The organism is Lentzea xinjiangensis (assembly GCF_900110955.1).
In the GTDB taxonomy this organism is placed as follows: domain Bacteria; phylum Actinomycetota; class Actinomycetes; order Mycobacteriales; family Pseudonocardiaceae; genus Lentzea; species Lentzea xinjiangensis.
On sequence record NZ_FOFR01000010.1, the window covers coordinates 1 to 19762 of the forward strand.

Sequence of the window (19762 nt, forward strand, 5' to 3'; positions counted from 1 at the left end):
ATGAGGTATCCCACTCTTCGTGAGTTAAGGCCCCCAGCTAGACCACTGGGTTGATAGGCCGGAGGTGGAAGACCGGTAACGGTTGGAGCTGACTGGTACTAATAGGCCGAGGACTTGTTACGAAGACGCTACGCATCCACTGTGCGGTTCTGGAAGAACAACCAGAACCGATCGAGCCCTGCCGCTGTGGCGGTTCGGGGTTTGGGTTGTGAATTCCATAGTGTTTCGGTGGTTATAGCGTTGGGGAAACACCCGGTCCCATTCCGAACCCGGTAGTTAAGCCCTTCTGCGCCGATGGTACTGCACTGGTTACGGTGTGGGAGAGTAGGTCGCCGCCGAACATAATTTGCCCTGCGGGTTGAGCGCCACAAGCGCTCCCCGCAGGGCTTTTTGCATGTGCCCGATCACCCGGCAGCGGCCGTCCGGGTGACGCCTCCGAGGCGAGCGGGTGATGCAGCTCAGGCACGGGTCGTTCGTCCCTACCGTGATCGCCATGAACGATCAGTGGGCAGGGGAGGCACCTTTGCGGTGGCGAGCGCGCAGGAGGCGGGGCAGGCACGCCCGCGAGCCCGCGCCGTCCTCGCAGTCGCTCCTGCCCGCAGTGCTCGGCGTCGTGCTGCTGGTGTGCCTGATCCTCCTCCTGCTGACGTACCTCTAGCGGGACTGCAGCGCGTCGAGCGCCACGGCCTGAGCGATCACGAGCCGGCGGTCGACGCCAGGATCCTGGATCGTGACCAGGTAGTGGTCCCTGAGCCAGGTCTTCTTGTCGACGCTGAACACGGGAGCGCCGTTCTCCGTGACGAAGTCGAAGTGATACCGCATGGGGAACGGCGCGTCTCCCACGACCGGGATCCACTGCCACAGCCGGCGGAAGCCCGCGAGCCACTTGGTGCGCTCCGCGCCGGTCGTCGCGCCCCAGCCCGGCTGCTCCAGGTGCCAGGTCGACCGCAGCAGCGACTAGGCGAAGTCCTTGCGGAACAACCCGATCCGCTGACCGCCGGCGTCGGTCACGTCGTAGCCGCCGCCCAGGTCGATCACCTTGCGGGCGTTGAACTCGAACAGCACCTCGTTCTTCGACGGATCGGTGTAGATCGTGACCCGCTCCTTGATCTTGAGCCGCTTCTGCTCGGCGAAGCCGACCAACCGGCCCGGCCGGCCGTTGTCGTCGACGAAGACCTCGTAGCGGTTGACCATGAACGTGACCTTCTGGTGCACGTGGAAGACGTGCACGTTCTGCAGACTCACAGCTCGCCTTTCTCGACGGGGACGGGCTTCAGGTCCCCCGTGGGGAACCGGCGTTCGTTGCGCTCGATCTTGGCGAACGCGGCCTCGACGAGGTCGACGCCGAGCTTGTCCGCCAGCCTGGTCAGGTAGTGCATCACGTCCGCGAGCTCGTCCCGGACGTTCCAGGCCAGTTGCGGGTCTTCCATCGCGTTCTTCGCCTCGTCCGGCGTGAGCCACTGGAAGAGGTCGGTGAGCTCGCCGACCTCCGCGGACAAGGCCATCACCAGGTTCTTCGGCGTGTGGTAGGTGTCCCAGTCGCGGGCGGCGGCGAACTCCCGCAGCGCATCCCTCAGGTCCACGAGGTCACGATCACTCATGCTCCACTGACTACCACGTGGACGAACGAGCAAGGATGGCGGCTGTCCGGGCATGGATCGTCCGTGTCAATGTTGATTGGCTTGAGTCATGTCAACGTTGAGCGAAATCAAGTCATCCACCATCCTCGTGCTCGGTGCCACCGGCAAGACCGGTCGCCGCGTCACCGACCTCCTGGGGTCCGCGGCCCGCCCGGCGTCGCGGTCGTCGGCCACGAGGTTCGACTGGTCTGCCCCGGAGACCTGGGAGCCGGCCCTCGCCGGTGCCACCGCCGTGTACGTGGTGCCGCCGGACAACCCCGCGCTGCTCGCCGAGTTCGTGCTGCGGGCCGTGCGGTCCGGTGTCACGCGGCTCGTGCTGCTGTCCATGCGCGGCGCACCCGACGACGACCCGTCCGAGGCGGCGATCAAGGGCTCGGGTGTCGAATGGACGATCCTGCGGCCGACCTGGTTCATGCAGAACTTCGACGAGGACCTGTTCGCGGCTCCCGTGCGGCAGGGCGAACTCGCCGTGCCCGCCGGTCAGGGCGTCCACCCGTTCATCGACGTGGCCGACATCGCCGAGGTCGCCGTCGCCGCGCTGACCCGTCCGGGCCACGCCGGCCGGACCTACGACCTGAGCGGACCGGAATCGCTGTCGTTCGCCGAGATGCTGGCCCGGATCGTCGCGGTCACCGGCACCCCCGTCGCCTACCGCGACATCAGCCCCGACGAGTTCTCCGCCTCGTTGCGCGGGCTCGGCTACCCGGACGAGATCGCCGACCTGGTCACTAAGTTGCTAGTGCGCATCCGCACCGGAGCCGAGGCGCACCTGTCCGACGGCGTGCAGCGGGTTCTCGGCCGGGAACCGAGGACGTTCGCGGACTACCTGGGCAGCAGCAAGTTCGCCTGAAGGCCGCGCGTGCCCTTGTTGGTGATGACCGCTTCGCAGAGCGCACGTCCCGTGTAGGCGCTCCACTCTTGCGCGATGTCGTAATAGCGCAATCCCATCGCGTAGTTGAGCTGGCCGACGCTTTCGCCTTCGAGCAGCACCTCGAGAGTGCGTTCGCCCGTGTGAGTCCCGTTGGTGATGCGGGACTCCCTCAGTTCGGCGATGACGTGGACGGGCGTGCGGCCGTCCACCACGCGGTGCAGCACGTGCTGATGCGCTTCTTCGCTCGTGACGGTGACCTGCTGCTCGGCGGGCATTGTCGACGCCGTGCCGAGGGCCTCGTGGTCGAGCATCAGCAGTCGAGGGGCGCCGAGGTGCAGGTGTACGCCGTAATGGCCCTGCTCGGCGCCCATGATGCGGGCCGGGCACGAACCGACCTCGCCGCGCTCGGCCAGTTCGAGCAGGAGCGGCCGGTAGTCGGCAACCTGGTCGCCGCGCAGGTAGCCGGCGGTGACCGCGGAGCCGTCGGCGCGCAGCAGGTCGACCCGCACGGCCCGGCGGTCGTGCCGGTCGTGCCGGTCGGTGGGCTCCGGCACCAGCACCGCCGTCGCGGGCACGCCCTCCTCGAGCAGGGGAACCGTCGAGTGCCTCGCGATCTCGGCGATGGCGTCCTGGTGCTGTGATTCGCCGACGACGGCGACCCGGCCCGCCGTGGACAGCCGGCGGAGACGAGAGCGGATGCGCACCGGAGTGAACTGTTCGGGCGTTCTGTGCTTCGCACCGGCGAACATCAACGCGAACAACGCGAGACCGATGACGAAGCCCAGCGGGCCGAAAGCAACGGTCAGAACCAGCGCGAGCACGGCGACGGAGATCAAGACTGCGGCGGGCGAAGGTTCGGTTCGTTGCTGCATCGTCATGGGGTGTCCTCACGACTCGGCGTCCCGTCACTCTCAGTGTCGGACATGCCGGACGATGCGTTTCAGAAATCGCCCGTTCGGGCTACAAAATGGACTGCAAATTGCGATCGGTAATCGGACGGTGACGCGAATCAGGGTCGTCGGGCCAACGGCGGCCGCGGTTTCTCTTCGGCGAGCTTCCGCGTGGTGCCGGAGAAGCCCATGCCCGTGCGGTGCCGCAGGAAATGCCGCCGAAGGCCATCCACAGGGCCGCGGACAGCAGGACGCGGGGACAGCAGCGTCAGTGCTCCAGGCCGGATCAGTGGACCAGGGTGAGGCGCGCGCGTCCTCGGGGGCCCGGTTCGCCGCCGCCCGGCAGGGCGGTCAGCACGAGGCCGAACACCAGCCCGTTGAGCTCCTCCAGGCCCAGGTTGAGCTCCTTGGCCACGTGCAGCGGTGTCGTGCCGTTCTCGCGGAGGACCTTGAACACCTTGGTGAGCAGCCGGGAGGTCTCCCGGCGGGTCATCCCGCCCGGCGCGGGGCTGTCCAGGTTCGCCTTCAGCGCGAACTGCTCCCTGGCCACGTGCCAATGCCGGTGATCAGTACCGTGCAGCTGCTTCTGCGGCATGAGGAACTCGGCGGCGAACCCGTGCGGTTCGTCGTGTCCGACCAGGACGGCAAGTTGAACGGCCGCGTCGAACCTCGCCTGCTCCGGCGTGGCCGTCGGGTTCAGGAAGACGTACGGGGTCCCGTTGTGCCAGCACGAGAACGCCGCTTGCTCGGCGCAGTCCACCGGCAGCGAGAACACCCGCACGCCGTGCGACTCCAGCAACTGCACCATGTTCGGCGCCGGTCCCAGGTCGAGCCGCCAGCCCTGGCGCGTCTTACCCGGTGACGTCCTGGGTGGCGGCAGGTCGGGCTGCGGCAGCACGAACAGGCGTTCCAGCCAGCCGTTGAACTCGATCGCCAGCTGAGCCGCCGCGGTGGCCTGCACCTTCTCCGGCGCGTGCCGCGGCACGAGCTGGGGCCTCGGCGGTTCCGGCGCGGTCAGGAAGGCAGCCGGGAACCCGAGCGCCCCGGCCAGCGACTCGACGGTGGCGGGCTGGGGACTGCGCAGCCCGCGCTCGTACTCACCGATGGCCCGCGCCTGCACCCCCGCCTTGCGCGCCAGCTCGGCTGCGCTGAGTCCGCGCCGGGTGCGGGCGAGCGTGAGTCGCGAGGGCGTGAGCATGATCCGGTCATTCTCACCGCTGCCGCGCCGCGATGCCAGGCGGGGTGGGACTGCTCGCCTCCGCGCTTTCCGCCCCTCGTCGTCAGCGACGCAGGGCGACCGGGAAGTCCACCTCCTCCGGACCGTCCGCAGTGGGGCCTTTGAGCTGCGGGAACTCCATCGACGGCAGTGGGATCCGGTGCGCCCACCGCTCGATCACCTGGTTTTGCGGGGTGGGCTCCGGCTGCGACACCTCCCGCAGCACCACGAGCCGGTCCTTGAGCTGCATCGGGTACGTGACGAGGAACCACAGCTTCAGCCCCTCGCTGCGCATGTTCTCGAACAGCGCGAACTGGTCGTGGTCGTTGTCGCGCATCATCGCCGCGATGGCGGGCCCCTTCGCGTAGTCGCTGCGCAACGGCGCTTCCGGCGAGCCCGTGGCCCTGTTGCCCTGGAGGGTGCCCAGCAGGATCGGCCGTGACGGGTGCCGGCTCAGGCCGGCGTTCCAGTGGTCGAGCCGCTGCCAGCCCTCGTCGGCGAGGAGCTGGCGGAGGGTGCCGACCCGGTGGATCCAGTCGAGCAGCCCCGCCGCGTTGGTGGGCCCGAACGGTGGCGAGGCGGCGCGGGCGTCGATGCCGGCGGCGACCGCGCGGTCCAGGACGGAAAGGCGCAGGCCCAGCTCGGCGAGCCGCTCGCCGGTGGTGGGGGTGAGCTTGCGGAATGCGGCGTTGGTCATGGGACCGACGGTAGCGACGGGGTCTGACAATTCCGGGACACCGCATTCCGGGACACGGCAACTCCGGGACACTGCGGGCGTGTACCGCTACGTCGGCCCGGGCCCAGCGCCTCTGGAGCGACCTTCAAGGTGATGCGTGGGGCCCCGCCGTGCCGGAGCCGGCGGTTCGCCGGGCGCTGCACCCGGCGTGGGGTGAGGTTCCCGGACGAAGATCGCCTTGTTCGTCGACGGGAGCTCCTGGCACTCATGCCCGAGCGAGGCCGGCTGCCGAAGGCCTACGAAGGCGAACCGGGAACGGGGGCGGGTGAAGCCGCCCGCTGGCCTGCTCACGCCGCCACCGGCGTGAGCAGGTGTAGCACGTCCCGCTCACCCAGCCGCTCCCGTGCCCACTCCACCACGGCGGTCTCCTGGGCGAACAGGACGATCTGCCGATCTCCCGACAACCGCAGCAGCAGGTCCAGCACCGCCCGAGTCCGCGCATCGTCGGCCTGCACGGTGACGTCGTCCAACAACAACGGACAGGATTCGGTGGCGAGGTGCTGAGCAAGCGCAACACGCAGCAGCAGGTAAACCTGCTCGGCGGTCCCCAGCGACAACCGCGAAGCCTGGTGCCACGTATCGGAGGAGGCGCACACCCGCACGGTCAAAGACACCGGGTCCACGGCAGCGTCCACATAGCGGCCATCGGTCACGAGAGGCAGCCACGTCCGGAGGGTGTCTTCCAGCGCCGGAGCGATGGTGCTGTGCACCTTCTCACGGGCGGCGGTCAGGTACCTCGACGCCAGGTCGACGGCCTCGGCCTCGGCGGTCACCTCGGCCAGGGCCGCGGCGGCGGCCTGCACGGCCTCCTCCGCGTCCGGGACGCTGGGCAGGCAGCGCGACAGTTCGGCGACGGTGGCGGCCAGTGCGTCGCGGGACGCGGCCAGTGCCGGGTCCACCGGGCCGCAGGCGGTGTGGCGGGAGGCGGCCTCCAGCAGCGTCGCGTGGTGGGTCTGCGCCGCGGAGAGCGTGGCCTCCAGGTCGTCCAACGTGCCTGCGGCCTGCAGGGTCTGCAGTTCGGCCCACGCGTTGCGCTCGTCCTCCGCCTCGCGCAGCAGGCGGTCCCAGCCGCGTTGCCACTCGGCGATCGCGCGCAGCAGGTCTTCCGGGCGTTCGCCGGTGCCGCCGATCGCGGTCACCGCCTCGCGCAGGAGGTCGACGGCCCGCGCCCGAGCGGCGGCGGCCTCGGCGACGGTGGCCTCGGCCAGCAGGCGGTCGGAGAGGGCTTGGGCCAGCAGGGGGCGTCGGGCGGCCAGCAGCGCCTGGCGGGCGCGAACCTTGCAGTCCGTCTCGTAGTCCACGAGCAGGTCCGGCAGCGGCATGCCGGGGTCGGTCCTGCCGCGGGCCGCCAGTTCCACCCGGACGGCCTTCTCGGTGCGCGCCACCTCGCAGAGCAGGTCCGCGTGGCCGGCTTCCCAGGCGGCGCGGTTGGCCAGGCGCCACAACGTCTCGCGGTCGGGCGGAACGGACAGCGAGGCGCACTCCGCGGCGGCGGCGTCGTGGACGCGGACGGCCTCCAGCGCCACGGCGCGCTGGCCCTCGGCCTCGGCCAGCCGGCGGTCCGCCGCGAACAGCCGGGCCCTGGCTCTCGTGGCGTCCGCGGCGCGGTCGGCGGCGAAGGTGACGGCGGCCTCGCGGGCGGGGGCGTTGTCGCGGCCGAGAGCGCCGACGAAGCCCGCCACGACCGCCGCCAGCAGGACGCCGACGGCGGGCAGCAGCTGGCCGGCCAGGAAGAGGAGCAGGCCCACCAGCGTCGTGAGGCAGCTCAGGGCCAGCAGTGCCGAGCGCAGCCACGGGTTCGGCGGCGCGATCTCCTGCACGTGCGCCGCCGCCACGTCGGCTTCCACCCGCGCTCGGGCCGCGGTGGCGGCGGCTTCGTCCTGCTGCCGGCGGGCGGTGTCCACCTCGATCGAGGCGGTGGTCAGGCGGGCGCCCGCGGCCGGGTCCAGGCGGGTGGCCAGGCCGCGCAGCACCGACGGTTCGGCGGACGTCGCGGGCGCTGGGCGGCGTTCGTCGTGCGCCGCGGCGATGGCGGACGCGGTCTCGTACGCCGTTGCCACCACTCTCAGCTCGTCGTCCACCGCGGTCTCGCCGACGGGGAAGTCCGGCAGGGCTTCCAGTTCGCCGCGCAGCGCCGACGCCGACGGGCCGGTCAGCACGCGCGGGGTCGGTGCGGCGCGCCACGCGGCCAGCGCGCGGTTGACCAGGTGGGTGAGCTCCTCCTGCGCGGCGAGGCCGGACGGGGCGGAGTCGCCGAAGCGCTCCTTCAGCTCCGTCAGCCGTGCCACGCGAGCGGACAGCGCTTCGAGCGACGCTGCGTGCTCCTGCACGGCGAGACGGGCCTCGGCCGCGGCGGCCAGCCGGGCGCGTGCGCCCAGGTCCAGGTAGCGGGCGTGTTCGCGGCGGGCCACGGCGAGGTCGGTCTCGGCCTCGCGCAAGCGGTTGCGGGCGTCGCGGACCGCGTCGGCCGGTGGGGTGAGGCGCTGCAACGCCTGCTCCACCGTGCCGTCGGTGCCCGCGGTGGCGGCGGCCCGGCGCAGGTGGTCCTGCAGGCCGCCGGCCACGTCCAGGACCGCCAGCAGCTGTGCCTGGTCCACGCAGGCGGTGGCGGCGAACGAGGCGCGGTCCAGCCCGATCCGGCGCGAGAGGTCCGGCGCCGAGTCGTCGGTCAGGTCGCGGTCCACGGACACGACCTCGCCGGAGGCGAGCGACACCACCGCCTTCACCCGCCAGGACTCGCCGTGCCACGGGCGGTGCCGCGACGACGGTTCACCGCACAACGCGGCGTGGATGGCGGCGTGCCACGACGACTTCGCGGACTCGTTCAGGCCCGCCACCACCGTCAGTCCCGGGGCGAGGGGCAACGTCCGGTCGTGCAGCGGCCCGAACGCGTGCGCGGTAACGGATTCGATCCTCATCGCTCCTCCAACGCCCGCAAGCCGGCGGACAGCACGCGGTCGCGCACCGCCGGGTCCAAGGAAGTGTCCGCGAGCACGTCGCGCACGAACTGACCGCGCACGGTCCGCTCCGCCGTGAGGGAGTTCAGGTCCGGCAACGACAACGCCGCTTCCGACTCCCGCCAGCCCAATGACCGAGACACGTCGAACACCTCGCGCGACACCGTGCCGTCGTCGTACACCGTGCACAGGACGGCTCCGCGCTCGCCGGTCTCGCCGGGCGTCAGCGGGGCCGGGTTGCCGGGGTAGGTGTGGCGGCCGGCGTGCTCCGGTGTGTGCACGTGTCCCAGGAACGCGTGGTCCAGGCCGGTGATCGCGACGTCCGCCGGTGCGGAACCGTGGTACAGGGCCAGGTTCACCCCGCCCCGGTTCACCGCGAAGCCGTCGAGGAGGTCGCGCGCCGGGCCGGGACCGACGTTCGCGGCACCCCACAGCGTGACGCCGTCGGTCAGCTCCACGGGCGTCAGCGCCTCGGCGGAGAACACGTGCACGTTCGGCGTCCAGTCGACCTGCCGGTAGACCGACTGCGGCCCGTACCGGTCGTCGTTGCCCGGCGCCAGGAACACCGGCAGCGAGCAGTCGAACGCCGACCGCAGGAACGCGGCCGTCGCAGGGGAGCAGCGGTCCTGCTCGTAGAGGTCGCCGGCGCACAGCACCGCGTCGGCGTCCGACTCCTGCGCGAGGTCGACGATGCGGCCCAGCGCGTCGCGCAACGCCCGGCGCCGCGCGGGACCGTCACTCGGGAAGCGCGCGTCCAGGTGCAGGTCCGCGAACAGCAGCAGTTTCACCGGTGCCTTCAGGTGAGGTCGATGGTGCCGGACAGGGTCAGGGTCGGTCGCAGGGCCGCGGCGACGGCCGCGGTGTCGGCGTGCCAGCCGCGCAGCTCCGCGACGGTCGGGCTCAGCTCGTAGCCGTGGTGCCGGATCGCGCGGCTCAGCGCGTGCCACAGCTGGGAGGCGTCGTGCGCCACGTCGGCGTCCACGTGGGACGGCAGGCTGATCAGCAGGGCGTGCACCGGCCGGTCGGTGTTCTCCGCGCCGCAAGCGCCGGCGACGGACCGTTCCACCGCGGTGCGCAGCAGCTCGGCGCAGCACCGGATCCGCACGCCGTCGAGCTGCTCCGGGCGCGCCAGCAGGCCCGCCACGCAGGTCAGCCGGTCCCGCACGTCCGAGGGGAGGCTCATCGCTGCAACCACCCCGCCAGCAGCTCGGTGTCGCGGATCAGCACGTCGAGGTCGCCGCAGTCACCGCCGACCCGGCACGCCCGCAGCAGCTCGACCGCCCAGCCGCCCACGACGTCCTCCAGGTGCGGCACCAGCTCCGCCGTCGCGGAGAGGTCGTCGAACACGGCCAGCGCGATCTTCTGCCTGGTCGTCAGCGCGCACTCCAGCGCGCGTTCGACCTCGGCGTGCGGCGTGCCGCGGCCGAGCCGCTCGCGCCGGAACCGGGCGTGCGAGGCCGCTTCCAGCGCCGCCCGGCAGCACGACGCCACCAGCTCGGCCCGCAACGCCTCCGGCAGGTCCTCGTCACCCCGCACCGCGCGGGCGTCGTCGAGGCACCGGCCGACCGGGTCGTCGGACGTCCGCACCCGCACGACGGAGCCCTCACCGCGGCAGACCTCCCGGACCGTCGCGGCCAACCGCAAGCGCCGCAACGCCTCCACGAGTCGTTCGTCGTGCGTGAAGACCACGACCTGGCGCGTCAGCGCGACGTCCGCGAGCACCTGCGCGAGACCGTCCACCTTGGACGGGTCCATCGCCTGCACGGGGTCGTCGACCACCACGAACCGGAACGGGCTCTCGTCCACCATCGCGCGCGGCAGGAACAGCGCGAGGCCCAGCGAGTGCAGCTCGCCCTGGCTCATCACCGCGAGCGCCGAGTTCGAGACGCCGTCGACCGACACGTCCAGCTCGACGTTGCGGGTGCCGCCGAGCCGCACCGCGCCGAACTCGACGTTGCTCTGCTGCCGCAACCGCTGCCAGATCCGCTGCGACTCCTTCGCGAACGGCGCGATGCGCTCGGACCGCAGCGTCGCCGCGGTCCCGCGGATCCAGTTCTCCGCCTCGGTCACGTCCGCGAGCACCTCGGCGTCCGCGAGCGCCTGCTGCGCCTGGGAATGCCACTCGAACAACGCGATCGCCATCGGCCGCCACATGAGGTCGAGCCGGTCGATCTGCTCGCGCGCCACGGACTTCAGCTGGTCCACCGCCGCGGCCAGCTCGGCGAAGCGGTCGAACAGCTCCCGGCGCAGCCGCACCGGGTCGTCGATCGAGGCGCAGTCCTGCCAGGCCTGCCACGCCTGCAGCGCGGTCGTGGTGTCGAGCACGTCCTGCGTCTCCAGCAGCACCTCCGGCGCCGGCTGGCACAGCGCCCGCGCGGCGGCGACCGCCACGTCCAGCCGGTCCGCGGCCTCGTGCAGCTCCCCGGCGGCCTTGGCGAGGTGCTCGGCGCGTTCCCCGGCCCTGGCGAGCCACAGGCCGTCGAGCCGGCCCAGCCCGCACACCGGGCACGACTCGTCGCCGCCGGACTCCTGGAGCTGGATCGCGAGCCGCAGGATCTCGCTGCACCGCAACGAGTCCTGCGCGTTGTCCGTCGCCACCGCGGTGACCGCGCCGAGCGCCTGGTCGAGCTGCTCGCGGCACCGGTCGACCTCGTCGCCGGGCGGCAGCACCAAGTCCACGACCCGGTGTAGCAGGCCCGTCCCGCCGCCGACGCCGGCGCCGAGCGCGAGGTCCGCGATCGCGTCGAGGTCGGGGGAGTCGCTGCCGAGCAGCTCCGCGGCGCGGCGGGCGCGGTCGTCCGGTGCCGCCGCCAGCTCCGCGCGCACCCGTTCCCGCCGGTCGTGGGGGCGGGCGACGACCTCGGCGAGGTGTTTGCGGTGCTCGGCGAGGGACTGCTGCGCCTCGGTGATCGCCTCCAGCCCGAGGAGGCGGTGCAACGCCTCGTAGAGGTCCTCCGGCTGGGCGTCGAGAACGGTGCCCAGCTCGCTGTAGGGCAGGAACGGCCGGTAGGTCTCCAGCGCGTCGCGCCACCTGTGCTCGTCGAACGGTTCGCCGTCCTGCGTCCACTCGCCCTGGGACAGCTCGTCCTCGGGCGCCCAGCGTCTTCGGATCGTCGTCCGGTCCGGCAGCGCTGCCTGCACGAGCTCCAGCTCGACGGCGGTGTCCCGGTGGTGCAGGTTGCGCCAGCCCTGCCGCCACACGTCGTGCCGCGCGCGGGTCCAGCGGGCGTTGTGGCCGGTCAGCGCCAGTTCCGCGGCTTCGGCGAAGCTCGACTTGCCCGAGCCGTTGCGGCCGGTGACGACGGTCAGTCCCGGCCCCGGCGCCAGCGGCAGGCGCGCCTCGGGACCGATGCCCCGGAACCCGCGCACCCGGATCTCCGACACGAAGATCCCCTGGCCGGGGCAGTCCACCGGTTCTCGCGGGGCGTCGTGGCGGGCGGGCGCGCCGGCGAGCGCGCGCTCCAGCGCCGCTTCGCCCAGGCACGCCGCGAGCACCAGGTCGGCCGCTCGTGGGCTGAGATCGTCTTCGGCCAGTCGCCCGGCCATCAGTTCGAGTAACCCGGCTTCACCCGCCACGGTCACATTTCCTCCAGCTGCCACCACTCGATAGGGCGGCAACCTAGGCAGCAAAAGTGACCTACTGGCGAGTACTCACACGATCGAGTGGTGTTACCTAGTGTGACCGAAGTAGTTCGCCGTCGTTATGGCCCCCACACCTGCAAGGCCCTGACCACGAAGTAGGCGTCCGGCACGTAGGTGCCGTGCTTGGGGTAGGTGGTGAACTCGGCCTCCGTCGAGCAGGTCTCGCGCTGGTAGACGGTCGCGTCCCTGCTCAGGCGGTTGACGAAGGACCTGCCGACGACGCTCAGCGGGATGCACTCGTCCGGGTTCGCGGACTCCAGGTCGAGGCGCTGCACGGCTCCCGTGTAGTCCGGTCCGGCCCACACGCAGAACTCGCCCTTGTCGCAGGACTTGTCACTCTGCGCCACGGCGATCCCACTGGAGGCGACCGCGCCCGCGGTGACCACCAGGGCGGCGATAAGGCTCTTCGTCGGCATGGGCGCACCTCCGTCGCGACGAGTGTGCGGCCATTCGGCTCACTCGGCCAGACGATCTTGGAGCGCCTTCGCGTCGCGCGGGGCGTAGGCCTTCGCGTCGTTGTCGAAGTAGACGAACACGTCGCCCTGCTCCGCCCAGCCGCGGACCTTCTCCGCCCACATGTCGAGGCCCTCGTCGGTGTAGCCGCTGACGTAGAGCTCGTCGTGCCCGTGCAGGCGCACGTAGACGAAGTCGCTGGTGACCTCTTCGATCAGCGGGTACTTGCCGGCGGCGTCCGCGACCACGAGCGCGATGTCGTGGCGCTTGAGCAGGTCGAGGAACTCCGGTGTCCGGTAGCTGTCGTGGCGGATCTCGAGGGCGTGGCGCATCGGCCGTTCGGCGTCCGTGGTGGTGTGGGCCGGGTCGACGCGGTGGTCGTGGCGCTCGGCGATCTTCGCGGCCTCGGTGGTGGTGCGGGGCAGGTGCTCGAAGAAGCCGGTGAGCAGCTCCGGGTCGTACTTCAGCGTGGGCGGGAGCTGCCAGAGGATCGGGCCGAGCTTCGGGCCCAGGGCGAGCACGCCGGACGCCAGGTAGTTCGAAAGCAGCTCGTCGCCGTCCTTGAGGCGCTTCATGTGCGTGATGAAGCGGCTGCCCTTGACCGCGAAGACGAAGTCGTCCGGCGTCTCCGCCGCCCACCTCTCGTAGCTCGACGGGCGTTGCAGCGAGTAGAACGAGCCGTTGATCTCGACCGAGCCGAGTTGCCGGCTCAGGTAGGACAGCTCGCGCTTCTGCGTGAGCCCCTCGGGGTAGAACTTGCCGCGCCAGGGCGGGTACACCCATCCCGAAGTGCCGATCCTGACCTCACCCATGTGGCTATCGTGGCACGGTGGACACCTACCTACAGCGCATCGGTGCCTCGCGCACGTCGTCGTTGGCCGAGCTGCACGAACGGCATCTGCTGAGTGTCCCGTTCGAGAACCTCGACACCCACATGGACACCCGGATCGTGCTGGAGGTCCCGTGGCTGCACGACAAGATCGTCGAACGGCGGCGGGGCGGGTTCTGCTACGAGCTCAACGGGTTGTTCGCGGAGTTGTTGCGGGACCTGGGGTACGAGGTGGACCTGCTCGCGGCGCGGGTGTACGGCGAGGAGCAGCGCCTCGGGCCGCCGTTCGACCACATGGCGTTGCTCGTGGACGGTGAGTGGCTGGCGGACGTCGGGTTCGGGTCGTTCTCGCTGCACCCGCTGTCGTGGACGTCGCGGGAGGACCAGCAGGACCCGTGCGGTGTGTTCCGGCTGCGCGACCACGGCGACGACGTGGACGTGCTGCACGACGGTTCACCCGCGTACCGGCTCGAACGCAGGCCCCGTGAGCTGGCGGAGTTCGTACCGGCCTGCTGGTGGCAGCAGACCGCGCCGGAGTCGCACTTCCGCAAGGGGCCGATGGCCACCCGCGCGCTGCCGGACGGGCGGATCACCGTGGCCGGTGCGAAGCTCGTGGTGACGGAGAACGGCCGCAAGACCTCGACTGACGTCGACGATCCCGCGGCCGCCCTCCTGGAGCACTTCGGGGTTCACTTCCGGCAGAGCAACGCGTCCGGCGTCCTGCGCCAGTTGTAGGCGACGCCGGCGATGTGCTCGTCCTGCGCGCATTGGCCCTTGTAGTGCCCGTTGGCCCAGTCGCCGCCCTGGTCCGGCCGGTTGTCACCCCGGTCGAACCACAGGACCCGCGTGCTGGTTCCCGTCGCGACGGGCGCGCAGACCAGCGTGAAGCTCGCGTACCCCACTGCGGCGTTTCCGCTGGGGCACTGGAGCTTCGTGTAGCCGGAGGCCCAGTCGTGGGTCACGTGCTGTTCGTTGGTGACCCTCGTGGCGCCGCTCCACTGCGGACCGCTGACGCACAGCCCGCGGTTGCCCGTGTGGCTGATGCCGACGAGCTTCTCGTTCTGCGGGCACGACTCCTTGAGGAGCATGTTCCACCGGGTCTCGTGCGGGACCTGACCGGTGCGGCCCGGTGCGGAGATCAGGCGGTTCCACGCGCCGGCCCGCCAGTCGTCACCGTCGTTGACGCCGACGCGGTTCCCGGCGGCGTCCCAGCGCAGCAACGCCCAGCTGTTGCCGGAGCGGTTGGTGTGGAAGCCGACGAGCGGCCAGTAGGCGAAGTCGGTGTCGTTGGCGATCAGCTGGTCGACGAAGCGCTCGAACCAGTCGCGCGCCTTCTGGTTCGACTCGTCGATGCCGCCGACGCCGAACTCGCTGACCCACAACGGCGCGGTGAAGTGCTTCTGCGCCTCGGTGATGAAGAAGGCCTGGCGTTGGAGGACGTCCGTGAGCTGCTGGGGCGTCAGGTCCTGGTAGCGCGGGTCGCTCGTCTCGCCGATTCCCGTGGCACCGCTGTGGTTCGGCCCGGTGTAGCCGTAGAAGTGGGCCGAGTACACGAGTTTGCCGGGGTTGGCGAGCGTGTGGCTGAGGAAGCGCGCCGGTTCCAGCGTCGGCCGCCCGTGCGCGAAGCCGTCGACGGGAATGCCGGTCCAGTTGATGCCCTCGACGATGACCAGCAGGTCCGGCGCGGTCCGCTGAATGCGGTCGGCGGCCTGCTGGGACGCCTTGTGCCAGTCGTGGTCGTTGCCCCGGCCCCAGTTCGGGTCGTCCCAGACGGTGCGGCGCACCTCGTTGTACAGGTCGGCGCCGACCACGCGCTTGTTCGACTTGTAGCGGTCGGCCATGAACGCCCAGTCGGTGATCCACTGGTCGGTGCTCTGGCTGGTGTTCCACCGCTCGTTGCCGTCGACGCCGCAGCACCAGCGCGAGGTGGTGGTGTGGTTGTTGAGGATGACGGCGAGGCCGTTGCGCGTCAGTTCCGCCACGACGGCGTCGTAGACCTCCAGCGGGCGCTTGCCGTTGAGGTGTGCGTCCTTCAACCCGGTGACCGGGGTGGTGTCCTTGATCATCTGGTTGGAGAACGGCAACCGGACGCTGTTGACGCCGATCTCCCGGAAGCCGCTGATGATCGTGGCCGTCGTCGCGCGGTCGAGGCCCAGGGGAACCTGGTCGGCCTTCTCGCCGGCGTGGTGGGTGGCGGGGTCGGTGATGTCACCGGAACCGGTCCAGGTGCCGCTCGCACCGTGCCAGTTGCCGGACTTGAGCTTGAAGCGGTCGCCGTGGGCGTCGACCACCCACCGGCCTCGGGTGCTCAAGGGGCCGGTCCAGGTCGCCTCCTCCGCATGGGCTTGCGCGGGAGCCACGACACTCGCGGCCAGGAGCAGGGGAGCCAAGACGCGAATCGTTCTCATATCCGAGCAGGCTAGTTGACGAGCAGGGCCGTACCTCAAATACTCGGATCCGAGCGATCGGAGCCGAGTGATGAAGAATCCGCTGGGGATGGCGGTGCTGGGGTTGTTGCTGGAGTCGCCCTTGCACCCGCATGCGATGGCCGCGACGTTGCGCGATCGTGGGATGGACCGCGCCTTCAAGGTGACGACGGGATCGCTGTACGACGTGGTGCGCGCGCTCGTGCGTGAGGGATGGATCGAGGCGCGCGAGACGGTGAAGGTGGGTGCGCGTCCGGAGCGGACGATCTACGGGCTCACCGCGGCGGGGCAGGAGGAGTTCACCCGCTGGGTCGACCGGCTGGTGCGCGAGCCGCAGGCGGAGTTCCCGAAGTTCCTGTCCGCGGTCAGCTACCTCGGCGCGCTCGGACCTGCCGGCGCGGTGGAGGCGTTGCGGGAGAGGGCGGACCGGCTGCGGGCGTCGGTGGAGGAGATCCGCCGCTCGCACGCCGCGGCGCTCGGGGAGGTGCCGCGGTTGTTCGTGATCGAGGCCGAGTACGCGGCCCGGATGACCGAGGCGGAACTGGCGTGGGTGGAGGAGGTCGCCGGCGAGATCGAGGCCGGTGGGCTCGCGTGGCCGGAGGAGGGGCGATGAGCGTGCTGGTGGCCGGTGCGGGACCGGCCGGGCTGATGGTGGCGGCCGAGCTCGCGCTGGCCGGCGTGGAGGTCACGATCGTCGACGCGGCCGCGCGCCGGTCGTCGCACCCCCGCGGGTTCACGCTGTCCGCGCGCAGCCTGGAGATCCTCGACCGGCGCGGGCTCGCCGAGCGGTTCCTCGCCGAGGGACCCGTTGTGCCGTACGGGATGTTCCTGCCGGGGGTGTTTCTCGATCTGTCCACTATGGACACCGATCACCCGTACACGCTCGGCATCGCGCAGAACCGGGTCGAGGAACTGCTGGAGGAGTGGCTCGCGGAACTCGGCGTGCGGGTCCGCTGGGGGTGCGAGGTCGTCGACTTCGCACAGGACCAGGACGGCGTCGACGTCCTCGTGGGGGACGAGCGGCGCCGCGTCTCGTACCTGGTCGGGTGCGATGGCAGCCGCAGCCACGTCCGCAAGCGCGCCGGGATCGCTTTTCCCGGTGTGGACGCGACTTCGTACGGGCTGGTCGCGGACGTCGAGGCCGACTACGACGCGCTCGCGACCGGTGAGGTGTTCGTGCTGCCGCGGCCGGGGTACGTGCGGATCGTGCTGGAAGAGCCGGAGCCGCGGCCCGGTCCCGTCACGATCGAGTACGTCCGGGAGCTGGTGAACTCCCGGTTCGGCCGGGAGGTGCCGCTGGGGAAACCGTTGTGGCTCAGCAGGTTCTCCGACGCCGCGCGGTAGGCGGAGCGGTACGTCCACGGCAGGGTGGTACTGGCGGGCGACGCCGCGCACGTCCACCCGCCGGCGGGGGCGGTCGGCGTCAACGTGGCGCTGGCGGACGCGATGAACCTCGGCTGGAAGCTGGCCGCGACCGTGCGCGGCCGGGCTCCCGAGGGCCTTCTGCAGACGTACCACGACGAACGGCATCCGGTGGGAGCACGCGTGTTGCGGACGACGCGCGCACAGTCGTTGCTGGGACGCGAAGAGCTCGCGCCGGTGCGGGACCTGCTCGCGGACCTGGCCGGCCAACAGCTCGCCGAGCTCGTCACCGGCGTCGACACCCGGTACGACCCGCGCATCCCCGGCGACCACCCGTTGCTCGGCAAGCTCGCGCCGAACCTCCCGGTGGTGGTCGACGGCACGTCCACGACGGTCGCGGAGCTGCTGCGTCCCGGACGGCCGGTGCTCGTCCCGGACTTCGGCGGGATGCTCATCCGGCCGGACGGTCACGTCGCGTGGGTGGCGGACCCGGAGACCCTCACCGCCGCGCTGGAGACGTGGACCGGGCCATGAGGCTCAACGCGTTGCGCGGTGCGGCGCCGTGCATGGTGTTGTCGAAGTAGACGTAGGTGTCGCGGTCCCAGTCGTGGATCTTCCGCGCCCACTCGTCGATCTGCTCGTCGTCGTACGAGCTGATGTAGAGCTCGTCGTGGCCGTGCAGGCGGATGTAGGCGAAATCGGCCGTCACAGCCTCGATGCACGGGAACGTCGGCGCGTCCGACACGACATGAGCGACGTTGTGCGCGCGCAGCAGGTCGAAGTAGGCGTCGGTGCGGAACGACTCGTGGCGTGGCTCGAAGGCGTGTCTGCCCGGCGGGAGCATGGCGAGGAAGTCCCCGACCAGGGCCGCGTCGAACCGCAGGCTCGGCGGTAGCTGCCAGATGACCGGCCCCTGCTTCGAGCCGAGCGCCAGCGTGTCGGTGAAGGTCTTGAGCACGTCCTCGACGTGGCGCAGGCGCTTGTTGTGGGTGACCAGCTTCGGCCCCTTGACGGCGAAGACGAAGCCTTCCGGCGTCTCGGCGGCCCACTTCCGGTAGTAGGCGGGCGGCTGGAGCCGGTAGAACGAGCTGTTGATCTCGATCGTGCCGACGTGCGAGGCGAGGTGGCTGAGCCAGAGCCGTTGCGGGACGCCCCGGTAGAAACCGTCGCGCCACTCGGGGTAGCGCCAGCCCGACGTGCCGATTCTGATCACGCCCCGGGGGTAGCCACGAGGGGCTGTAGCTACTCCGTAGCACATTTAGGTGGATTGAGCTACCTTGGTGGTATGCAGCGGCTCAAAGCCATCGGACAGCGCGAGCTCCGCAACGACAACGCGGAGATCATGCGGCGCGTCGAGGCCGGTGAGAGCTTCGTCGTGACCCGCAACAACAAGCCGGTCGCGCAGCTCTCCCCGTACCGCGCCGAGGCCGTCACCAAGCCGTCGCTCGGTGACGTGCAGGTGCTGTTCGGCACCCTGCCGTCGGTCGACGCGGACAGGTGGGACGCCGACCGGGCCGCGGCCGACGAGGTCTTCGGCGCGGACGACCCGGTGGAAGACCCGTGGCGGAGCTGAGCTGCCTGCTCGACACCTGCGTCCTGATCAGGCTCGAACGGGCGAACCTCGGCGAGTACGTCAACGCCAGGCCGTTCCTGAGCGCTGTCACGATCGCGGAGCTCGCGTTCGGGCTCGACACGGAGGACCCCGTCGAGCGCTTCGCCCGCTCGGAGCGCATGTACGCGGCGCTGCAGACGTTCGAGGTGCTGCCGTTCGGCGTGGAGGAGGCGAAGGTCTACGGGCAGATGGCCTCGCTGGTGCGGCGAGCGGGCCGGTCACCCCGCCCGCGCCGGATGGACCTGCAGATCGCGGCCACGGCGGCGGTCGCGCACATCCCGGTGCTGACGATGAACGTCAAGGACTTCAGGGACGTCGAACGGCTCGTGGAGGTCGTGCCGATCCGTCAGGCCTGAACGGCGCCGTGGAAGAAGAACTGCCCGAGCCCGACGGTGAACACGAGCACCCCGTACAGCGCGTGCTCGACCGACGCGGCCAGCAACGACCGCGTGCGGCGGTACCGGGTGGCGAAGATCCAGCCGCCCGCCGCGGACAGCACCACCGACACCCAGCTGCCGAAGACGATGTGCACGAACCCGAACGCCGCCGCGCTCGCCGCCACCGTCCAGCCGCCGAACGCCTGGCCGTAGCGCTCGAACAGGAACGCGCGGAACACCAGTTCCTGCGGGTAGACGCTGAGCAGCGGGTAGAACACCATGATCGCGAGCCACAGCAGCGGTTGTTCCTTCGGCAGCACGAACAGCCGGTCGGGGAGCAGGACCACCACCGCGATGACGGCCGCCACGGCGGTGACGGCCCACAGGGCCAGGATCGGCCGCATCCGGACGCCCTCCGGCCGCCAGAGCGAGCGGCGGTCGAACGTGGTGGAGCGCAGGAGGTACACCACGCTCGCGCCGCCCAGCACCAGCAGCACCGGGATCGGGTTCGTGCCGCGGGCCAGGAGGTTGTAGACCAGGGCGAGGCCGAAGAAGACGACGACGTACTCGGCCGTCAGGCGGGCCTTGCGCTTCGTGGTGATCGCGACGGGTGGCACGGCGGCGAGGGTAGGCGGCGAAGGTGAACCGAAACCGCCTTCCAGATCACCATCAGCCCTCCTGGCTGCCGCTCATGATCTTCCGAGGGCGCTGCTGCGGTTTCTTCCGCACGGCAGACGTCCCGCTCGCGGTG

22 protein-coding genes, 2 rRNA genes and 1 pseudogene are annotated in these 19762 nt (G+C 70.9%); 10 read left to right on the forward strand and 15 right to left on the reverse strand.

The features are described from left to right. The 3 genes from BMW88_RS21325 to BMW88_RS41985 form a co-directional block, all read left to right on the forward strand. Window positions 1-122 (forward strand): 23S ribosomal RNA (locus BMW88_RS21325); the annotation flags it as partial. A gap of 102 nt (window positions 123-224) precedes the next feature. After that, window positions 225-341 (forward strand): 5S ribosomal RNA (rrf, locus tag BMW88_RS21330). A 152-nt stretch (window positions 342-493) separates the two neighbouring features. Further along, window positions 494-658 carry a hypothetical protein gene (locus BMW88_RS41985; RefSeq protein WP_177221221.1) on the forward strand — a complete coding sequence of 55 codons (165 nt, stop codon included), beginning with the start codon at window positions 494-496 and terminating at the stop codon, window positions 656-658. Here the strand turns inward: BMW88_RS41985 and BMW88_RS43375 are convergent. From BMW88_RS43375 to BMW88_RS21345, 3 genes are all read right to left on the reverse strand, one after another. Further along, on the reverse strand, window positions 655-843 hold the full coding sequence (locus BMW88_RS43375) for an LURP-one-related family protein (protein ID WP_245777945.1): 189 nt from the start codon (window positions 841-843) through the stop codon (window positions 655-657). The genes BMW88_RS41985 and BMW88_RS43375 overlap by 4 nt on opposite strands. A 114-nt stretch (window positions 844-957) precedes the next feature. Continuing rightward, window positions 958-1245 (reverse strand): LURP-one-related/scramblase family protein, encoded by a 288-nt coding sequence (locus BMW88_RS43380; protein WP_245777946.1) that lies wholly within the window; start codon window positions 1243-1245, stop codon window positions 958-960. Continuing rightward, on the reverse strand, window positions 1242-1601 hold the full coding sequence (locus BMW88_RS21345) for a nucleotide pyrophosphohydrolase (protein WP_089953266.1): 360 nt from the start codon (window positions 1599-1601) through the stop codon (window positions 1242-1244). Before BMW88_RS21345 ends, BMW88_RS43380 begins: the two co-directional genes overlap by 4 nt. Before the next feature lie 88 nt (window positions 1602-1689). On the opposite strand from BMW88_RS21345, the gene BMW88_RS21350 reads away from it, so the two are divergent. Beyond that, window positions 1690-2490 carry an NAD(P)H-binding protein gene (locus tag BMW88_RS21350; protein ID WP_089953268.1) on the forward strand — a complete coding sequence of 267 codons (801 nt, stop codon included), beginning with the start codon at window positions 1690-1692 and terminating at the stop codon, window positions 2488-2490. Here BMW88_RS21350 and BMW88_RS21355 read toward each other — a convergent pair. The 9 genes from BMW88_RS21355 to BMW88_RS21395 form a co-directional block, all read right to left on the reverse strand. Further along, window positions 2463-3389, reverse strand: a complete 927-nt coding sequence (locus tag BMW88_RS21355) for a hypothetical protein (RefSeq protein ID WP_089953269.1) — start codon at window positions 3387-3389, stop codon at window positions 2463-2465. The genes BMW88_RS21350 and BMW88_RS21355 overlap by 28 nt on opposite strands. A 298-nt stretch (window positions 3390-3687) precedes the next feature. Then, window positions 3688-4599, reverse strand: a complete 912-nt coding sequence (locus tag BMW88_RS21360; RefSeq protein WP_089953271.1) for an XRE family transcriptional regulator — start codon at window positions 4597-4599, stop codon at window positions 3688-3690. An 82-nt stretch (window positions 4600-4681) separates the two neighbouring features. Beyond that, the gene (locus BMW88_RS21365) at window positions 4682-5314 is read right to left on the reverse strand and encodes a hypothetical protein (protein WP_089953273.1); all 633 of its coding nucleotides are present in this window, start codon (window positions 5312-5314) and stop codon (window positions 4682-4684) included. 326 nt (window positions 5315-5640) lie between these two features. Continuing rightward, the gene (locus BMW88_RS21370; protein WP_089953275.1) at window positions 5641-8271 is read right to left on the reverse strand and encodes an ATP-binding protein; all 2631 of its coding nucleotides are present in this window, start codon (window positions 8269-8271) and stop codon (window positions 5641-5643) included. Beyond that, on the reverse strand, window positions 8268-9098 hold the full coding sequence (locus BMW88_RS21375; protein WP_089953277.1) for a metallophosphoesterase family protein: 831 nt from the start codon (window positions 9096-9098) through the stop codon (window positions 8268-8270). Before BMW88_RS21375 ends, BMW88_RS21370 begins: the two co-directional genes overlap by 4 nt. Before the next feature lie 8 nt (window positions 9099-9106). Continuing rightward, window positions 9107-9493: a hypothetical protein gene (locus tag BMW88_RS21380; RefSeq protein ID WP_143116177.1), complete on the reverse strand. Its 387-nt coding sequence runs from the start codon at window positions 9491-9493 to the stop codon at window positions 9107-9109. Further along, window positions 9490-11856, reverse strand: a complete 2367-nt coding sequence (locus BMW88_RS21385) for an AAA family ATPase (protein ID WP_143116178.1) — start codon at window positions 11854-11856, stop codon at window positions 9490-9492. Before BMW88_RS21385 ends, BMW88_RS21380 begins: the two co-directional genes overlap by 4 nt. 155 nt (window positions 11857-12011) lie before the next feature. Next, window positions 12012-12368 carry a peptidase inhibitor family I36 protein gene (locus tag BMW88_RS21390; RefSeq protein WP_089953283.1) on the reverse strand — a complete coding sequence of 119 codons (357 nt, stop codon included), beginning with the start codon at window positions 12366-12368 and terminating at the stop codon, window positions 12012-12014. 39 nt (window positions 12369-12407) lie between these two features. Next, window positions 12408-13217 (reverse strand): DUF72 domain-containing protein, encoded by an 810-nt coding sequence (locus tag BMW88_RS21395; protein ID WP_089953286.1) that lies wholly within the window; start codon window positions 13215-13217, stop codon window positions 12408-12410. Between the two features lie 17 nt (window positions 13218-13234). On the opposite strand from BMW88_RS21395, the gene BMW88_RS21400 reads away from it, so the two are divergent. Next, window positions 13235-13969, forward strand: a complete 735-nt coding sequence (locus BMW88_RS21400; RefSeq protein WP_089953288.1) for an arylamine N-acetyltransferase family protein — start codon at window positions 13235-13237, stop codon at window positions 13967-13969. Here BMW88_RS21400 and BMW88_RS21405 read toward each other — a convergent pair. Beyond that, window positions 13924-15624: a glycoside hydrolase family 5 protein gene (locus BMW88_RS21405; protein ID WP_342715169.1), complete on the reverse strand. Its 1701-nt coding sequence runs from the start codon at window positions 15622-15624 to the stop codon at window positions 13924-13926. The two genes, BMW88_RS21400 and BMW88_RS21405, sit on opposite strands and share 46 nt — an antisense overlap. Before the next feature lie 88 nt (window positions 15625-15712). Here BMW88_RS21405 and BMW88_RS21410 point away from each other — a divergent pair, with 88 nt between their 5' ends. From BMW88_RS21410 to BMW88_RS44335, 3 genes and pseudogenes are all read left to right on the forward strand, one after another. Beyond that, window positions 15713-16273 carry a PadR family transcriptional regulator gene (locus BMW88_RS21410; protein WP_089953291.1) on the forward strand — a complete coding sequence of 187 codons (561 nt, stop codon included), beginning with the start codon at window positions 15713-15715 and terminating at the stop codon, window positions 16271-16273. A 35-nt stretch (window positions 16274-16308) separates the two neighbouring features. Next, window positions 16309-17157: pseudogene (locus BMW88_RS43385) on the forward strand (FAD-dependent monooxygenase); the annotation flags it as partial. A 312-nt stretch (window positions 17158-17469) separates the two neighbouring features. Continuing rightward, on the forward strand, window positions 17470-17556 hold the full coding sequence (locus tag BMW88_RS44335) for an aromatic-ring hydroxylase C-terminal domain-containing protein (RefSeq protein WP_342715175.1): 87 nt from the start codon (window positions 17470-17472) through the stop codon (window positions 17554-17556). Here BMW88_RS44335 and BMW88_RS21420 read toward each other — a convergent pair. Next, the gene (locus BMW88_RS21420) at window positions 17522-18235 is read right to left on the reverse strand and encodes a DUF72 domain-containing protein (RefSeq protein WP_245777947.1); all 714 of its coding nucleotides are present in this window, start codon (window positions 18233-18235) and stop codon (window positions 17522-17524) included. The two genes, BMW88_RS44335 and BMW88_RS21420, sit on opposite strands and share 35 nt — an antisense overlap. 72 nt (window positions 18236-18307) lie before the next feature. Between BMW88_RS21420 and BMW88_RS21425 the strand changes: the two genes are divergently transcribed. Together BMW88_RS21425 and BMW88_RS21430 are read left to right on the forward strand one after the other, a co-directional pair. Next, window positions 18308-18595 carry a type II toxin-antitoxin system Phd/YefM family antitoxin gene (locus BMW88_RS21425; protein ID WP_089953296.1) on the forward strand — a complete coding sequence of 96 codons (288 nt, stop codon included), beginning with the start codon at window positions 18308-18310 and terminating at the stop codon, window positions 18593-18595. Continuing rightward, window positions 18583-18990 (forward strand): type II toxin-antitoxin system VapC family toxin, encoded by a 408-nt coding sequence (locus tag BMW88_RS21430; RefSeq protein ID WP_245777948.1) that lies wholly within the window; start codon window positions 18583-18585, stop codon window positions 18988-18990. Before BMW88_RS21425 ends, BMW88_RS21430 begins: the two co-directional genes overlap by 13 nt. Here BMW88_RS21430 and BMW88_RS21435 read toward each other — a convergent pair. Further along, window positions 18981-19628 (reverse strand): CPBP family intramembrane glutamic endopeptidase, encoded by a 648-nt coding sequence (locus BMW88_RS21435; protein ID WP_218148158.1) that lies wholly within the window; start codon window positions 19626-19628, stop codon window positions 18981-18983. The genes BMW88_RS21430 and BMW88_RS21435 overlap by 10 nt on opposite strands. Window positions 19629-19762 lie beyond the last annotated feature (134 nt).

Coding starts and splice junctions, on each gene's coding strand:
- BMW88_RS21355 (WP_089953269.1), bottom strand. CDS start 3,389: ATGACGATGCAGCAACGAACCGAACCTTCGCCCGCCGCAGTCTTGATC.
- BMW88_RS21385 (WP_143116178.1), bottom strand. CDS start 11,856: ATGGCCGGGCGACTGGCCGAAGACGATCTCAGCCCACGAGCGGCCGAC.
- BMW88_RS21410 (WP_089953291.1), top strand. CDS start 15,713: ATGAAGAATCCGCTGGGGATGGCGGTGCTGGGGTTGTTGCTGGAGTCG.
- BMW88_RS21370 (WP_089953275.1), bottom strand. CDS start 8,271: ATGAGGATCGAATCCGTTACCGCGCACGCGTTCGGGCCGCTGCACGAC.
- BMW88_RS21395 (WP_089953286.1), bottom strand. CDS start 13,217: ATGGGTGAGGTCAGGATCGGCACTTCGGGATGGGTGTACCCGCCCTGG.
- BMW88_RS41985 (WP_177221221.1), top strand. CDS start 494: ATGAACGATCAGTGGGCAGGGGAGGCACCTTTGCGGTGGCGAGCGCGC.
- BMW88_RS21365 (WP_089953273.1), bottom strand. CDS start 5,314: ATGACCAACGCCGCATTCCGCAAGCTCACCCCCACCACCGGCGAGCGG.
- BMW88_RS21390 (WP_089953283.1), bottom strand. CDS start 12,368: ATGCCGACGAAGAGCCTTATCGCCGCCCTGGTGGTCACCGCGGGCGCG.
- BMW88_RS44335 (WP_342715175.1), top strand. CDS start 17,470: ATGCTCATCCGGCCGGACGGTCACGTCGCGTGGGTGGCGGACCCGGAG.
- BMW88_RS21345 (WP_089953266.1), bottom strand. CDS start 1,601: ATGAGTGATCGTGACCTCGTGGACCTGAGGGATGCGCTGCGGGAGTTC.
- BMW88_RS21380 (WP_143116177.1), bottom strand. CDS start 9,493: ATGAGCCTCCCCTCGGACGTGCGGGACCGGCTGACCTGCGTGGCGGGC.
- BMW88_RS21425 (WP_089953296.1), top strand. CDS start 18,308: ATGCAGCGGCTCAAAGCCATCGGACAGCGCGAGCTCCGCAACGACAAC.
- BMW88_RS21350 (WP_089953268.1), top strand. CDS start 1,690: ATGTCAACGTTGAGCGAAATCAAGTCATCCACCATCCTCGTGCTCGGT.
- BMW88_RS21360 (WP_089953271.1), bottom strand. CDS start 4,599: ATGCTCACGCCCTCGCGACTCACGCTCGCCCGCACCCGGCGCGGACTC.